The sequence below is a fragment of the Providencia sp. PROV150 genome, assembly GCF_028481025.1.
GTDB classification, from domain to species: Bacteria; Pseudomonadota; Gammaproteobacteria; order Enterobacterales; family Enterobacteriaceae; genus Providencia; species Providencia hangzhouensis.
Window position 1 is genome coordinate 1 of the sequence record NZ_JAMPPJ010000030.1, and the last position, 16,242, is coordinate 16,242.

Here is a 16,242-nt window from a genome sequence, read left to right on the forward strand (position 1 = left end):
GAATATCACGAGAGTACTGTGGATTGGATGTTTGCCCATCACGGTGATGAATGACATCGCTTGAGCCAAAGTAGTCAGTAACAACTCACTTGTTGAAGGAGACGATGGCTGTTGGTGAGGGTGGGATAACAGGGGTTAGGAGAAGTAATGGAGGGGGAGCGGTTGTATTGGTGCGCTGAATGGATATTGTGAATGCAAAGTAGTGAGTAACAGCTCACAGATTATTTAGGGGAGCGGAATTTTAATAAAATCAAATAAATATTGTGGATTGGATGTTTGCCCATCACGGTGATGAATGATACCGCTTAGGTGGGGTGCCTAACATACTTATCATTTCAAAGGGAAAAGTAAAAGAAGGTATGGAGCATTACTCCTTAATAGATAGCGCTAATGAAAAACTTAAAGACCCTAGGGTTAAGATGGCAGTTACATTAAATTTGATAAGCTATAACACCTCAAATTTGATATACTACCCACAGTAACTAATCAAAAAGTGTAAGATTTTCATTATTTTTCTGTGATATAGGGACTTCAAATTTGGCGAAAAGAACCTATTCTGTTCGGTATATTGCAGGTGAGCCCGCTAAACGTATTCAGCCCATGCCTGTACATATGTTAGGAGAATCACTTCCAATAGGTTTACCGCTATTTGCTGCGGGTGAAACTCTTGATGTGGTTATATGGAACATTTATAAGCAGCAGCGTCCAAATTGGAAATATACACTTAATGAGTTAGTGAAAGATAGAAAACTTATTTTGTTGCAAGAAGCTCAAATGTCACCTGAGCTAATATCTTTTGCTGCATCACACAAATTAATTGCTGACCAAGTACCTGCATTACCTTTTTCTCCTCATCCCGCTGGTGTGATGACGCTTGCAGCTTCACACCCAATATATTGCTGTCCTTTAAGAGAAAAAGAACCACTTTTACGGTTAGCTAAATCTGCGTTGATTACGGTATATCCCCTACCAAATGGAAAACATTTGATGGTAGCGAATGTTCATGCAATTAATTTCAGTTTTGGAGTAGATGTTTATACTCGGCAACTAAGTAAATTAGGTGTTCATATTGCTAAACATGTAGGGCCAGTAATCCTAGCAGGTGATTTTAATGCATGGAGTAGACAGCGTGTGAATGCGTTGAAACGATTTATTCGCAGTGTAGGCTTGAAAGAAATTGTATTTAGTGATGATTACCGTACTAAGGCTTTTGGTCGTCCTTTGGATTACGTGTTTTATCGTGGATTGAACGTTAAAGATAGCACTGTACTACCGACAGATGCTTCTGATCATAACCCTATTATGACCAAATTTACGCTTTCTAAGTAATTAAGATTATCTCCCTTATTTTCCCTCGTATTTAATTGTAGATTCGATGAACTACTTTTATGGGGAATATCAGATTGAAATCATCGTTTTTATACATTCTTTTCTTTTTTGCACAAATAGCTAATGGGTCTAGCTTATTGTTGGCAAAACATGCTGAACAGTTGCCTCGTTTAGTTATTTATGACTCATCTTATCGACAAATTTCTTATCCAAATGGTGATGTGCCCGAACAATATGGTGTCTGTTCTGATGTAGTTATACGAAGCTACCGAAAAATTGGTATTGATTTACAAAAATTAGTACATGAAGACATGAAAGCAAACTTTAGTCAATATCCCAGCCAACGTATATGGGGATTACGTAAGCCAGATACAAATATTGATCATCGTCGTGTACCTAATTTAGAGGCTTTTTTCTCGCGAAAAGGGAAAAAAAAGCCTATATCAAAGAATGCCAGTGATTATATTCCCGGCGATATTGTCTCTTGGCGTTTAGATAATGGTCGGCCACATATCGGTGTTGTAACTTCGATAAAGTCACCAAGTACACAAAGTTATTTAGTTATGCACAATATTGGATATGGCCAAGTTGCTGAAGATGTTTTATTTCGTTGGGATATTGTTGGACATTATTCTTATTAAGTGAAATGGTTTTTATATAATATAATTTCCTAGATTATAATTTTAAAAATTAACTTACTCAAGAGGTTTTATATATGTAAGTGATTAGTTTTAATTGTTGTTTTTAAAATTATATTCTAATTATTGTATTAGCATTAATTCACTATGAACTATATTTATAACAGGTAGGTGGTATGTCGTATAGAATTTAATTATATATAAATGGTGGTTAATGTTATGAAAAATATAGTTATTGTTGGCGGTGGAACGGGTGGGACGATGCTAGCAAATACACTTGCTAGAAAATTGAGTAGAGAAATTTTTTCGAAGAAAATAAAAATAACATTAATTACTGATAATCCAATCCATTATTATAAACCTGCATTTATGTATGTTGCTTTTAATTTATTTTTTAAGGATGAACTGAGTCGCCCTGAAAGAGAATTGCTAAGACCTGAAATAGAGTTAGCCATTGATAAAATAGAGCATTTTGATTTTAAAAATAAAGCGCTAAACTCTAAGCATGGAAAAAAATATAACTATGATTTTCTTGTGATTGCAACAGGTTGCGTACCTAAACCTGAGCGAATTGAAGGTTTAAAAGATATCGGTAACCACTTTTATGCATATGAAGCATCGAGAAAGCTAGCAGATCAACTTGCTAAGATTGAAAAAGGTCGAATTTTTATTACGGTATCATTCCCTGAAACGCCAAATGTACCCCATCAGTGTGGCATCGCGCCGATGGAAACAACATTAATGATTGATGAATTTTTACGTAAACGTCGAGTTAGGGATAGTATTGAAATCGTTTATACCTATCCAACAGTTTCACAATTATTGCGTAACTGTTTATTCATGCAACAACCTGTTTGTGAAGTTATTCCTGAAGTATTTACTGCTAAAAATATTAAAGCTCAGAGAGGGTTTACTTTAGATAAAGTTGATCCAGATAAAAAAATAGCTTATTCGAAAGAAGGTGATGAGCAAAATTTCGACTTATTGATTAGCACTCCGCCAATTACCGCGGTTGAGGCAGTTATTAATACCGGATTAAGTGAGCATAATAATGGTGAAGGTTGGTTACCTACCGACCATGAAACTATGCAAGTTTATGGTGTTGATGGCGTTTATGTTATAGGTGATACGGTTGATTTACCGATCAGTAAAGCAGGTGGAAGCTGTCATAATCAGGCCGCAATTATAGCTGATAATATTTGCGGAGAATTAATTTATGGTTATCCCGCAGCTATCTATGATGGGCGAGTTCAAGCTGTTGCCCAAATGGGATTAACTGCAGGGATGCCTTTACAATACGATTATAAACACGATGTTATTCCTACGCCTCCGACTAAATTAGGGGGATTACTAAGAAATGGCTTTAATAGAGGTATTTATTGGGCTGCTATTCGTGGCTTAGTTTAAGGAGGAAATCAAAATGTCTAATAATGAAAATCAAAGTAAACTAATTGAACTTCTTAATTCTGAGTCGGGTGATCATTTCGCAGACAAATTAGCACCGCTATTACAATTGAATCGTTTAGATAATATTGTTGATTTACTTTCTCTAATTTCTGACCTTATTGACATTACTGATAATAGCACGGTAGAAAAACTGGCAAACTCATTTGAGGATACTCTAGCGCCAGTCTGGGAATTCGGCACTGCATATAATATGGCTAAAATGGAGGAAATATATAATAGTAAAAATCCAAATTTTCGTTCGGTGTATGCTTTATTAAAAGATCCAAATACATTACGTGGAATTAGTACCGTTTTACGAACCTTGCAAATAATGGGTTCTCGATTGTCTTCCCCCCAAGAGGGATAATATTTCGGAGGTGGTATGATATTAGATAGACTGTATTCTTTTGATACGCGTGTGATACATAATTACTATGATGCAGCCGAAAATTTAGGATCACTAGCTTCTCCTATTTATCAAACGTCAACTTACGTATTTGATAGTGTTGAAGAAGGTGCCGCTTGTTTTAGCGGTGAATCGGATGGGTATATTTATACACGAATAAATAACCCAACATTAAGTTTGTTGGAAAAGCGGCTTGCTGATTTAGAAGAGGGGGATGCCGCAATTGTATTTTCTTCAGGGATGGGGGCAATAACATCGACTCTTTGGACCTTACTAAGCCCAGGAGATGAGCTGTTAGTTGATATGACGGTTTATGGCTGTACATATGCATTCTTTCATCATGGGTTAGCTCGATTTGGTGTCAAAGTTCGTCACATTGATATGAGTGACCCAAATAATGTGGCACAGGAACTCACTGAAAAAACAAAGATGATATTTTTCGAATCACCTGCAAACCCAAATATGCGCTTAGTTGATATTAATGCTGTGAGTAATATCGTTCATCAATATAACCTTGCAAATAACCAAGAAATATTGGTGACAGTAGATAATACCTATTGTACTCCTTACATTCAAAAACCACTTGAGCTTGGAGCGGATATCGTTGTTCATTCATTAACGAAATATATGAATGGGCATGGTGATGTGATGGCTGGCGCTGTTATAACAACTGAGGAATTAGCGAAGCAAATCAGATTGGTTGGGCTGAAGGATATGACTGGAGCATGTTTATCCCCTCATGATGCAAACCTGATATTGCGAGGAATGAAAACACTGCCAATCAGAATGGAAAGAGTGGTTGAGAATGCACAGAAAGTTGCGGAATATTTGGCCTCACTATCTGAAGTTTCTCAAGTGATGTATCCGGGTTTACCGAGTTTTCTTCAATACACATTAGCTCAAAGGCAAATGAAGCTGCCTGGAGGGATGATTGCTTTTGAACTTGGAGGGGGACTTGAGGCGGGTAAGCAGTTTCTGAACCGTTTACAGCTATTTTCTTGTGCGGTTAGCTTAGGTGATTGTGAGTCATTGGCCCAGCACCCTGCAAGTATGACCCATTCTACTTACACTGCTGAGGAACGAAAACAGTATGGGATTAGTGATGGGCTTATTCGTTTGTCAGTTGGGTTAGAAAGCGCTAATGATTTGATTGCCGATATTAAGCAAGCGCTCATTTGATACCAAAATAGGTAACAAAGGGCCCTATATCATATAAATATAGGGCCTAAATTTACTTTACGAATGCTTTAGTCGATTAAGGTTTTTGAAATTTACGCATGACAAAGAAGGTGACGCTCAATATAGCGACCCATGCAAACCCGACGAGAAGGGCAACTTGTGTATCTTTAAAGAAGCCAAGTAGTGCAATAACAAAGACCATAAATGCGATAGTAATTGCAGGGCCAATTGGCCAGAACGGTACTGGGAATTTGAGTTTTTTAATCTCTTCAGGGCTCATTTGGCGACGCATTGCGACATGAGAAAGTAGTATCATTAACCAGACCCAAACGGTCGCAAAGGTTGCGATTGACGCAATAATCACAAAGATTTTTTCTGGAAGTAGGTAGTTTAAATAAACGCCCAGTAACATGACAACAGACATCACCAGTACAGTGACCCAAGGCACCCCACTTTTAGTCAACTTGGTAAAGACTTTTGGTGCTTGTTTGTCTTGTGCCATACCATACATCATGCGACCAGCACCGAAAATATCACTATTGATAGCTGAAATTGCCGCGGTTATCACCACGATATTTAAGATATTTGCCGCTGATTGAATGCCTAAGCTATCAAAAATTTGGACGAATGGACTGCCATTTTGACCAATTTGATTCCACGGGTAGATACACATCAGAATAAAAAGTGTTAACCCATAGAATAATAAAATACGAATGGGTACCGCATTGATTGCTTTAGGAATGGTTTTCTCCGGGTTTTGCGCTTCACTGGCGGTAATACCGATCACTTCGATACCCCCAAAGGCGAACATTACGATAGCTAAGGACGCGATAACGCCTTCAATGCCGTTTGGCATAAAACCACCGTGTTCCCATAGATTTTGGATACCCACCGCATGGTCAGTTTCTTGGCCGAAGCCGTAGAACATTAAGAAGGCTCCACCAACAATCATTGCGATGATTGCAGAGACTTTTACGATAGACAGCCAAAATTCCATTTCACCAAAAATTTTAACGTGGCATAAATTGAGTGCGCTAATAAATAGCACGATACTTAATACCCACACCCATTGGTCGACATGAGGGAACCAAAACCCCATGTACATCCCAAAGGCGGTAATATCAGCCAAGCAAACGACCAACATTTCAAATACGTAGTTCCAGCCAGTTAAAAAACCAGCTAAGGGACCCATGTAATGGCTAGCGTAGTGAGAGAATGAACCGGGTACTGGGTGATGCACAGCCATCTCGCCTAAGGCTCGCATGACCATAAATACAGCGGCACCACCGACCATATAAGCGAGTAGCACAGCAGGCCCTGCCGCTTGAATTGCGGAAGCAGACCCATAAAATAAGCCGGTACCAATCGCTGACCCTAAAGCCATAAAGCGAATGTGCCGAACACTCAGTCCCTTTCTGAGTTGATTTTGTTCACTACTTTGCATGTCTTTTCCTGTCTTTTTCTTCGTTCGATATATTGTTCCGAATAGGCTTTCGGTATTGTTTATTAAGTCGGACGTACTTTATTGAACCTTAAGGTGGCTACATTATCACAAACTTCCTTGTTCGTGAGATAGATATCTGCAATATAATGCGTGCTCAGCTAACTATTTTAGGAGTGATATGAAATACCCAATTAATGAAATCTTCCAAACCATTCAAGGAGAGGGGGTTTTTACTGGTGTTCCAGCCGTATTTATTCGTTTGCAGGGCTGCCCAGTTGGATGTAGCTGGTGTGATACCAAACAAACATGGGAAAAAGAACAAGATAAAGAATCTACCCTAGGGGATATCGCACTTAAAACGATTGATTCAGATGCATGGGCTATGGCAGATAGTGAGGCATTGGTTCAATTAATGAAAGAAAAACACTTCAGCGCACAGCATATTGTTATTACAGGCGGTGAGCCCTGTATTTATGATTTACAGCCACTGACTGGGATATTAGAACAACATGGATATCAATGCCAAATTGAAACTAGCGGCACATACCCTATTCAATGCACTGATAACACATGGGTTACTGTATCACCAAAAGTCGGTATGAAAGGAGGACTGCAGGTGATCAGCCAAGCAGTAAATCGTGCCAATGAAATTAAACATCCTGTTGCTCGCGAGAAAGATATTGAAGCACTTGAGAAAATTTTAGCATTGCGTACTGTCGAAACGCCTCCAGTAGTGGCATTACAGCCAATCAGCCAAAAAGCGGCAGCAACAAAATTGTGTATTGAAACCTGTATTCAACGCAACTGGCGTTTATCAATTCAAACACATAAGTATTTGGATATTCAATAATAAAAAATAGCGATGGTTTTTAGTAACCCCCAAGAGTTGGAAAATACTCATTGGGGGCCTTTAAATTACCTAAATGGTTGGTTTAATGGTACTTCAGGATCTGGCTCATGAGTAATACGGTTACGCAAGTCACGGCGAATAATTTCAATAGACCAAAACCAAATTAAATGGCCAAATATTTCTGAAACATTCTCATACCATGGTAGGTCGAAGAGTGGAGGGGTGAGCCCCATAAGAGGGAAAGAAATCATATGGACAAATAATTGCGCCAGTGCACCCGCTAACAACCCTTGCCATAGCTTAATTTTAGGGAATACTTCAGCAACAATACAATATCCGACAGCAAATACGATAGAAAATATGATGTGAGTAACACCCACAGAGTTAAAAACGTGCCCAGCAAAGGTGTAAACTGCAGAGTTAGGGTCGGCAATTCCTAACCAATCCCTTAAGAAAATATAAGGTGGGTTGAGGAAGTTACGTGAGCAGTCAATTTGTTCTGCTGCACGGATCAGCGTTTCTGGCGAACAAGCTGCGTTGAACATATCCGTTGGGCTTCTTGGTGGTAATGGGACTTCAGCCCCCCATTTGACAAACGAAGAGACGATACCAGCGATTAGACCAATAAATGCGGCCAGTCCATAACGCCTTCTGGATTTTGGTGTTTGTTGAAATAAATGCATTTTCCCTGCCTTATTAAGAGTAAATAATGGTAAATAATAGATCAGGTTATAATTTAATGCACTATGTCAAATTAAAGTTTTTATATCCTTAATTTCAAGGGGGGAATGTCAGCCACTGATTGCTTTTTGCCCCTCATTTATTTTCAAAATCTATTAGGCTTGCCGCCTGAGGTGCTTGTGTCCCTATATTATATTTCTATATTTATGAATGTTATTTTGCCCAGCTATCAAAATGGCTGCGTAAAATAACATTACATTATATTTGTAGCACTTGTACTTTTAAGCTTCTCCGCGATAGACGCAACCTGCATTGCAGGTTTCTTTTACGGTAACCGCACTTAATAAGGGTAGTAAAGGCTTAGTTTGTTGCCAAATCCACTGCGCTAATACCTCACTGGTTGGGTTTTCTAACCCTTCGATATCATTTAAATAATGATGGTCTAAGCGTTCCCAAATAGGTTTAAACGCGGCTTTTACGTCGGAAAAATCAATAATCCAACCACTATGGGAGTCGACTTCACCAGTAATTTCTAAACGCACCATGAAAGAATGCCCATGGAGGCGGCCACACTTATGACCCTCTGGGACATGAGGTAATTTGTGGGCAGCTTCGAAAGTGAAATCTTTATAGATTGTTGTGCTCATATGTGGCTCCTTGTTGTGAATAAACAGCGTATTGTACTGCATTTTTAGGTGAAAATATCTTTAATTACTAAAATAGCGTTAACCGCTTTTATCAATATGATCCATCAGTTAATTGCTTTAGGCTTTTTAGTTATTAATTATGGCTATCGTTTCTTATCCCATTATCTAGGGTTGTTATAACCTAACTGCATACCCTATATGTTTCAGGTACTGCGGTATTTTTTGCTTTATTACCTTAATTATTTGGGGGGAATGAGCAAGTGTTAGGTTGTCGGTCTTTTCTGGGGTAATGACATGGCGTCGTTTTTAAAATCAAAGATGAATAACACTGGGGTTACAAGATAATGACAAAAAAACAGCCGCCATTAGCGGCGCTGCCAATATCTGTTGAGCAATTAGCACGTTTACAGACGGCCGTTGATGATTTTTCATCCCATCAACTCGCATGGCTTTCTGGTTATTTGTGGGGAATAGTAAATCAGAATACGCAAGTTGATGCATCTGTCAGTGCGCCTGTGGTTACCCAAGATACGGTCACAATCATCTCTGCATCACAGACAGGAAATGCACGCCGCCTATCAGAGCAGCTTAGAGAGCGTTTAGTCGGTGAAAAAATTAGTGTGAATTTAGTGAATGCAGGGGATTATAAATTCAAACAAATTAACCAAGAGAAAGTGTTAGTTGTTGTAGCCTCAACGCAGGGTGAAGGGGAGCCAGCTGAAGAAGCGGTTGCATTATACAAATATCTTCATTCTAAAAAAGCGCCAAATTTATCACAAACCAGTTATGCGGTTTTTGCGCTGGGGGATTCATCTTACGAAAAATTCTGTCAAGCAGGTAAAGATTTCGATTCACAGCTTGCATCATTAGGGGCGACGTCATTAACCGAGCGAATTGATGCGGATGTTGAATACCAAGGGATTGCGGATGAGTGGGTTGAAAGCCTCACTCAGATTTTAAAAGCTCGCGTTCCTGCTCAAAGTGATAGCCAATTATTGGTGACTCAAGCAGGAAGTGTGAATGAAATTCATTCATCACCTTATAGTAAAACTGCGCCATTAACTGCGTCACTCCTGAGCAATCAAAAGATCACCAGTCGGGACTCACAAAAAGATGTTCGCCATATTGAAATTGATCTCGGTGACTCTGGTTTACGTTATCAACCTGGTGATGCACTAGGTGTTTGGTTCGATAATGACCCTGCTTTAGTTGATGAGTTGGTGGCTCTGTTGTGGCTGCAAGGTGATGAAGAAGTCTTTATTGGTTCGCAGCGCCACTCATTACGTGATGCGCTGATTTATCAATTAGAACTGACACAAAATACTCCAGTGATTGTCGAAAAATATGCTCAGTTATCAAAAGACGATGCTCTATTGTCATTAATTAGCGATAAAGCCGCTATTTTGCACTACGCACAAAATACGCCAATCGTCGATATGGTACGCCAAGCGGCATCTCAGCCTACTGCCCAAGAATTTGTTGACCTACTGCGTCCGCTAACCCCTCGTTTGTACTCGATTTCTTCTTCCCAATCTGAAGTAGAAAATGAAGTTCATGCAACGGTTGGCGTTGTCCGCTATGAGATTGATGGTAAGGCGCGTACTGGTGGTGCGTCAGGTTTCTTAGCCGATCGCTTAAATGAGGATGATGAACTTCGTATATTCATTGAGCACAATGATAATTTTCGACTGCCACAAGACCCAAATACGCCTGTGATCATGATTGGCCCAGGTACAGGGATAGCGCCATTTCGTGCTTTCTTACAGCAGCGTGACAATGACGGTGCGACAGGAAAAAATTGGTTATTTTTTGGTAATCCACATTTTGTTGATGACTTTCTCTACCAAGTGGAATGGCAGCGTTATGTCAAAGACGGTTTACTAACCCATATTTCATTAGCGTGGTCTCGCGACCAGCAAGAAAAAATTTACGTACAAGATAAACTTCGCGAACAAGGTGAAGAAGTTTGGCAATGGTTACAAGAAGGTGCGCACATCTATGTGTGTGGTGATGCAAACCGCATGGCCAAAGATGTTGAACAGGCATTATTAGATATCGTCAGTCAATATGGGAACATGGACAGTGAAGAAGCTGATGAATTTTTAAGTGAGCTGCGCGTAATGCGCCGTTATCAGAGGGATGTTTATTAATGAGCAATGAACAACAACAAAAGCCCTTAATTGTCGAAGGTAAACTCGCAGACAGTGAACGCATGAAGCAAGACAGTAATTACTTGCGTGGAACCATTAAGGATGACTTAAAAAATGGGTTAACGGGGGGATTTGAGGGTGATAATTTCCTGTTGATTCGCTTTCACGGTATGTACCAACAAGATGACCGTGATATTCGTGCCGAGCGAGCGGAACAAAAACTCGAGCCTCGCCATGCAATGATGCTACGTTGTCGTTTGCCGGGCGGCATTATTACACCCAAGCAATGGCTTGATATTGATAAGTTTGCCACAGAGCACACGCTGTATGGCAGTGTGCGCATTACGAATCGGCAAACATTTCAGTTCCATGGCATTTTAAAAGGGGATGTAAAGCCTGCCCATCAAATGTTAAGTCACGTTGGTTTAGATGCCCTTGCAACGGCGAATGACGTTAACCGTAACGTGTTATGTACCTCTAACCCCGTGCAATCTGAATTGCACCAACAAGCTTATGAATGGGCAAAGAAAATATCTGAACATTTATTACCGCGCACTAGTGCTTACGCGGAAATTTGGTTAGATAAAGAAAAAATAGTGACAACGGATGAAGAGCCAATTTTAGGGCAAACTTATTTGCCAAGAAAATTTAAAACCTCTGTCGTGATCCCGCCATTAAACGATGTGGATTTGCATGCAAATGATATGAACTTTGTTGCGATAGCCCAAAATGGTGAGTTGATCGGTTTTAACGTGCTGGTGGGCGGTGGCCTTGCTATGACTCATGGTGATACGGCGACATTTCCTCGCTTAGCCAGTGAGTTTGGGTTTATTCCATTAGAGAAAACGTTAGCCATTGCAGAAGCGATAGTGACTACCCAACGGGATTGGGGAAATCGTACTGAACGTAAAAATGCGAAAACCAAATATACCCTTGAGCGAGTGGGAGTTGATACTTTCAAAGCTGAAGTCGAAAGGCGCTCAGGCGTAGTTTTCGAACCTATTCGCCCATATGAATTTACTGAACGCGGTGACAAGATTGGCTGGCTTAAAGGCATTGATAACCGTTGGCACCTAACATTGTTTATTGAAAATGGTCGATTAATTGATTTAGAAAATAAACCATTAAAAACCGGCGTGGCTGAAATTGCACGTATTCACCAAGGGGACTTTCGTTTAACGGCAAACCAAAACTTAATTGTTGCGGGTGTGCCCGAAAGTGAAAAAGCGGCAATTGAAGCAATTGCCAGATCTCATGGGTTAATGAGTGATGACATTACGGCACAACGTGAAAATTCCATGGCTTGTGTATCATTTCCAACTTGCCCGCTCGCGATGGCCGAAGCAGAACGTTTTTTACCTGAATTTATTAGTCAAGTGGAAAGTATCATGGCCGCCCATCAAGTTGCCAATGAACATATCGTTTTGCGGGTAACGGGTTGTCCTAATGGCTGTGGGCGAGCCATGCTGGCGGAAGTAGGGCTGGTCGGTAAAGCGATGGATAGATATAACTTACATTTAGGTGGAAATCGCATTGGCACCCGTATTCCACGCATGTACCGTGAAAACATCACTAGTACAGAGATTTTAGCTATTTTGGATGAGTTAATCGGTGATTGGGCGAAAAACCGTCTACCTAATGAAGGATTTGGCGATTTTGTTATTCGCACCAATGTTGTTAAGCCCGTATTGAATTCTGCTGTTGATTTTTATGAGGTTAAGGAGGCAGTATGAGCCGACTTGAACTAGCAACACTCATCGAACTCGATAAGCCCCAACAAATCGCTTATCTCGCTGAGTCTAATTCCCGGTTAGAAGCAATGAATGCATTGCAGCGGGTTGAGTGGGCGGTTGAATACTTACCGACTGAGTTTGTGTTGTCTTCCAGCTTTGGTATTCAAGCGGCACTGACATTGCATATGGTGACGCAAATTGTGCCTAATATCCCAGTTATTTTAACGGATACCGGTTATTTGTTCCCAGAAACCTATCAGTTTATTGAAGTATTAACAGATAAGCTGAATTTAAATTTGCAGGTGTATCGAGCCAAACAGTCACCAGCTTGGCAAGAAGCGCTGTATGGTCAACTTTGGACACAAGGGCTTGATGGTATTGAGCGTTATAACCAATTGAATAAAGTTGAGCCGATGGAGCGCGCGTTACATGAATTACAAGCACAAACCTGGTTTTCTGGTTTACGGCGAGAACAATCAGCAAGCCGTGCAAATTTGTCTGTACTAGGTATCGGGAAAGGGATTTTTAAAGTTTTACCAGTGATTGATTGGAATAATAAGCAAGTTTATGAATATCTAACAAAATATGATTTACCCTACCATCCGTTGTGGGAACAAGGGTATTTATCGGTTGGCGATACCCATACAACTCGCAAATGGGAAGAGGGTATGAATGAAGAAGATACGCGTTTTTTTGGTTTAAAGCGTGAGTGCGGGCTTCATGAAAACTAAATATTCGTCATAATTCAATCTGCAGCGTTGTTGGCTACGTGCACTCGCACTAGTCACATACTGGTGTATGCTCCTAGCGACTCATTTACTTACCGCCTAGCTGCAATTTGAATTATTTAGAATATTGATTAGGTCATAATTCAATCTGCAGCGTTGTTGGCTACGTGCACTCGCACTAGTCACATACTGGTGTATGCTCCTAGCTTTATACTCGTCATACTTCAATCTGCAGCGTTGTTGGCTACGCGCATTCGCACTAGTCGCATACTGGTGTATGCTCCTAGCGACTCATTTACTTGCCGCCTAGCTGCAACTTGAATTATTTAGAGTATTGATTGGTTATACTTCAAATGGCAACTCGAATTATTTAGGGTATTAAATATAAGTAAATAATAACTGAATAAATAAAATATTTGTTTAATTACAAAGGAATGCCTTTTGTTAAAAATAAGTATTTCTTATTTTTTGTTTTTCTCATAATTATTAGAAGTTTGCGTTAAGTCTTGTATTTTTGTTCGGTATTGGCTGGTTTTTAGTGTTTTTGTGCAAGAGCTCAGGCTTATGCTTTTAAGTTACAAGAAAGAGCTTTTTGTCATTTCAAACCTGTTGATTGAAGCCATATAGTCAATTGTCTATTTCTTATAATAAGTTTATATAACGATGGGTGAGCAAGATGGATTATTTACCATTATTTGTCGATGTCCGCACGCGAAAGGTCGTGTTAATTGGCGGCGGTGTGGTCGCAGCACGAAAAGCAGAATTGCTAATAAAAGCACAAGCTGACTTAGTGGTCATCTCACCGACGTTATGTACACAGTTACAAGCTGAACACCAACAAAATAAATTTGTTTGGTTAGCTGAAGATTACCAATCCATTCATTTAGATGATGCTTTTTTAGTTATCGCAGCAACAGATGATGCATTACTGAATGAAACGGTTTTCTATGACGCCAATGAACGAAAAATATTTGTTAACGTGGTTGATGACCAACCATTATGTTCATTTATTGTGCCTTCTATTATCGATCGCTCGCCAGTGATTGTGGCGATCTCTTCAGGGGGGACTGCGCCTGTATTAGCACGTTTACTCAGAGAAAAATTGGAAACGATGTTGCCAACTTCTTTGGGGGAAATGGCGGAAATAGCCGGCCGCTGGCGTCATAAAGTCAAAGAAACACTTACTAATATGCGTGAAAGAAAACGTTTTTGGGAAAAAAGTTTTAGTGGGCGTTTTGCTTCGCTAGTCGAAAAAGGGCAATTCAGTGAAGCGGAACAACAATTGGAACGTCAATTGTATGAGCCTGATAACCATGGCGAGTTAATCTTAGTCGGTGCTGGGCCGGGTGATGCGGGGCTACTCACGTTAAAAGGGTTGCGAGTTTTACAAAGTGCAGAAGTGGTTTTGTATGACCATCTGGTGAGTGAGGAAATCCTCGAGTTAGTTCGCCGCGACGCTGACAAGATTTGTGTTGGGAAACGCGCAGGAAATCACAGTGTTTCCCAAGAAGAAACCAATGCTTTAATCGTGAAATTTGCTCAACAAGGTAAAAAAGTGGTGCGCCTTAAAGGTGGTGATCCTTTTGTTTTCGGGCGAGGAGGGGAAGAGCTACAAGTGGCGGCGCAAGCGGGGATCCCATTTCAAGTGGTTCCGGGTGTGACTGCAGCAATTGGTGCAGCCGCTTACGCAGGAGTTCCGCTGACTCACCGCGAACATTCACAAAGCATTACGTTTATTACGGGTCATTGCCGTGAAAATGGGATGGAACTTGATTGGCAGGCACTTGCTCGAGGAAACCAAACCTTAGCTATCTATATGGGGACCGTGAAAGCTGCGAAAATCAGCGAACAATTGATTCAATTTGGCCGTGCTGAAAATACCCCTGTAGCGGTTATCGGCTGTGGTACAAGGCGTGAACAAAAAGTAGTAACCGGAAAACTCGATGAACTTGAAGTATTAGCACAGCAGGCACCTGCTCCTGCTTTGATAGTGGTTGGTGAAGTCGCTGCATTACACCAACAACTCGCATGGTTTGGTTCTCAAACTGAAGATATAAGATGGCGCAGTGCCGTATTGGAACTGGCTTAAGTAAGGGGCTATCGTGAACGACAAAAAATTGACTCATTTACAGCAGTTAGAGGCAGAAAGTATTCATATCATTCGTGAAGTTGCCGCCGAATTTGCTAACCCAGTCATGCTGTACTCTATTGGTAAAGATTCTTCCGTGATGCTGCATTTAGCACGCAAGGCATTTTATCCGGGAAAACTACCATTTCCTCTTTTACATGTTGATACAGGCTGGAAATTTCGTGAAATGTACGAGTTTCGCGATGCAACTGCAGAAAAATACGGCTTTGAGTTACTTGTTTATCGTAATCCTGAAGGGGAAAAATTAGGGATTAACCCGTTTGTGCACGGCAGCGCTAAGCACACAGATATTATGAAAACCGAGGGCTTAAAGCAGGCTTTAGATAAGTACGGTTTTGATGCTGCATTTGGTGGTGCTCGTCGTGATGAAGAGAAATCACGTGCCAAAGAACGGATCTACTCTTTCCGTGACCGATCTCATCGTTGGGATCCTAAAAACCAACGGCCTGAGTTGTGGCATAACTATAATGGACAGATCAATAAAGGGGAAAGTATTCGAGTTTTCCCGTTATCAAATTGGACTGAGCTCGATATCTGGCAATATATCTATTTGGAAAATATCGATATTGTTCCCCTGTATTTTGCAAAAGAGCGGCCGGTTATTCAGCGGGACGGCACTTTGTTAATGGTGGATGATAACCGTATTGACTTACAAGCTGGTGAAGTCATTAGTCAGCAAAAAGTGCGTTTTAGAACATTAGGTTGTTGGCCACTGACCGGAGCTGTGCCATCAGAAGCACAAACGCTGCCTGAGATTATAGAAGAAATGTTGATTTCCACAACGAGTGAGCGGCAGGGGCGGCTGATTGATAGCGACCAATCCGCTTCTATGGAGTTGAAAAAGCGCCAAGGTTATTTTTAG

The 16,242-nt window shown here is 40.5% G+C and carries 14 protein-coding genes; 11 read left to right on the forward strand and 3 right to left on the reverse strand.

Annotation, left to right across the window (positions count from 1 at the left end; translation table 11 throughout):
• Positions 1-537: 537 nt before the first annotated feature.
• The 5 genes from PSE83_RS18190 (at position 538) to PSE83_RS18210 (ending at position 4,998) form a co-directional block, all read left to right on the forward strand.
• On the forward strand, positions 538-1,329 hold the full coding sequence (locus tag PSE83_RS18190; protein WP_164564691.1) for an endonuclease/exonuclease/phosphatase family protein: 792 nt from the start codon (positions 538-540) through the stop codon (positions 1,327-1,329).
• 59 nt (positions 1,330-1,388) lie between these two features.
• Positions 1,389-1,970 (forward strand): DUF1287 domain-containing protein, encoded by a 582-nt coding sequence (locus PSE83_RS18195; RefSeq protein ID WP_172766844.1) that lies wholly within the window; start codon positions 1,389-1,391, stop codon positions 1,968-1,970.
• A gap of 216 nt (positions 1,971-2,186) precedes the next feature.
• A complete protein-coding gene (locus tag PSE83_RS18200) occupies positions 2,187-3,374 on the forward strand; it encodes an NAD(P)/FAD-dependent oxidoreductase (RefSeq protein WP_164564693.1) in 1,188 nt (395 codons plus the stop codon).
• A gap of 13 nt (positions 3,375-3,387) precedes the next feature.
• On the forward strand, positions 3,388-3,780 hold the full coding sequence (locus PSE83_RS18205; protein ID WP_094960905.1) for a hypothetical protein: 393 nt from the start codon (positions 3,388-3,390) through the stop codon (positions 3,778-3,780).
• Positions 3,781-3,795: 15 nt separating this feature from the next.
• On the forward strand, positions 3,796-4,998 hold the full coding sequence (locus PSE83_RS18210; RefSeq protein ID WP_164564695.1) for an aminotransferase class I/II-fold pyridoxal phosphate-dependent enzyme: 1,203 nt from the start codon (positions 3,796-3,798) through the stop codon (positions 4,996-4,998).
• Between the two features lie 76 nt (positions 4,999-5,074).
• Here PSE83_RS18210 and PSE83_RS18215 read toward each other — a convergent pair whose 3' ends face one another.
• Entirely contained in the window at positions 5,075-6,442 is a 1,368-nt protein-coding gene (locus PSE83_RS18215; RefSeq protein ID WP_164564697.1) for an amino acid permease, read from the reverse strand.
• A 178-nt stretch (positions 6,443-6,620) separates the two neighbouring features.
• On the opposite strand from PSE83_RS18215, the gene queE reads away from it, so the two are divergent.
• A complete protein-coding gene (gene queE, locus PSE83_RS18220) occupies positions 6,621-7,292 on the forward strand; it encodes a 7-carboxy-7-deazaguanine synthase QueE (protein ID WP_110592300.1) in 672 nt (223 codons plus the stop codon).
• Between the two features lie 65 nt (positions 7,293-7,357).
• Here the strand turns inward: queE and PSE83_RS18225 are convergent, their stop codons facing one another.
• Together PSE83_RS18225 and queD are read right to left on the reverse strand one after the other, a co-directional pair.
• Positions 7,358-7,975, reverse strand: a complete 618-nt coding sequence (locus PSE83_RS18225) for a YagU family protein (protein ID WP_004260761.1) — start codon at positions 7,973-7,975, stop codon at positions 7,358-7,360.
• A gap of 279 nt (positions 7,976-8,254) precedes the next feature.
• Complete coding sequence (queD, locus tag PSE83_RS18230) at positions 8,255-8,620, reverse strand: 6-carboxytetrahydropterin synthase QueD (protein WP_004913900.1); 366 nt, start codon at positions 8,618-8,620, stop codon at positions 8,255-8,257.
• A gap of 344 nt (positions 8,621-8,964) precedes the next feature.
• Here queD and cysJ point away from each other — a divergent pair, with 344 nt between their 5' ends.
• The 5 genes from cysJ to cysD all read left to right on the forward strand — a co-directional run bounded on the left by cysJ (position 8,965) and on the right by cysD (position 16,242).
• A complete protein-coding gene (gene cysJ, locus PSE83_RS18235; protein WP_004260754.1) occupies positions 8,965-10,770 on the forward strand; it encodes an NADPH-dependent assimilatory sulfite reductase flavoprotein subunit in 1,806 nt (601 codons plus the stop codon).
• A complete protein-coding gene (cysI, locus tag PSE83_RS18240; protein WP_004260751.1) occupies positions 10,770-12,503 on the forward strand; it encodes an assimilatory sulfite reductase (NADPH) hemoprotein subunit in 1,734 nt (577 codons plus the stop codon). Before cysJ ends, cysI begins: the two co-directional genes overlap by 1 nt.
• Positions 12,500-13,234 carry a phosphoadenosine phosphosulfate reductase gene (cysH, locus tag PSE83_RS18245; RefSeq protein WP_164564703.1) on the forward strand — a complete coding sequence of 245 codons (735 nt, stop codon included), beginning with the start codon at positions 12,500-12,502 and terminating at the stop codon, positions 13,232-13,234. Before cysI ends, cysH begins: the two co-directional genes overlap by 4 nt.
• Before the next feature lie 673 nt (positions 13,235-13,907).
• Positions 13,908-15,320 (forward strand): siroheme synthase CysG, encoded by a 1,413-nt coding sequence (gene cysG, locus PSE83_RS18250; RefSeq protein WP_164564706.1) that lies wholly within the window; start codon positions 13,908-13,910, stop codon positions 15,318-15,320.
• Positions 15,321-15,333: 13 nt separating this feature from the next.
• Entirely contained in the window at positions 15,334-16,242 is a 909-nt protein-coding gene (cysD, locus tag PSE83_RS18255) for a sulfate adenylyltransferase subunit CysD (protein WP_110592298.1), read from the forward strand.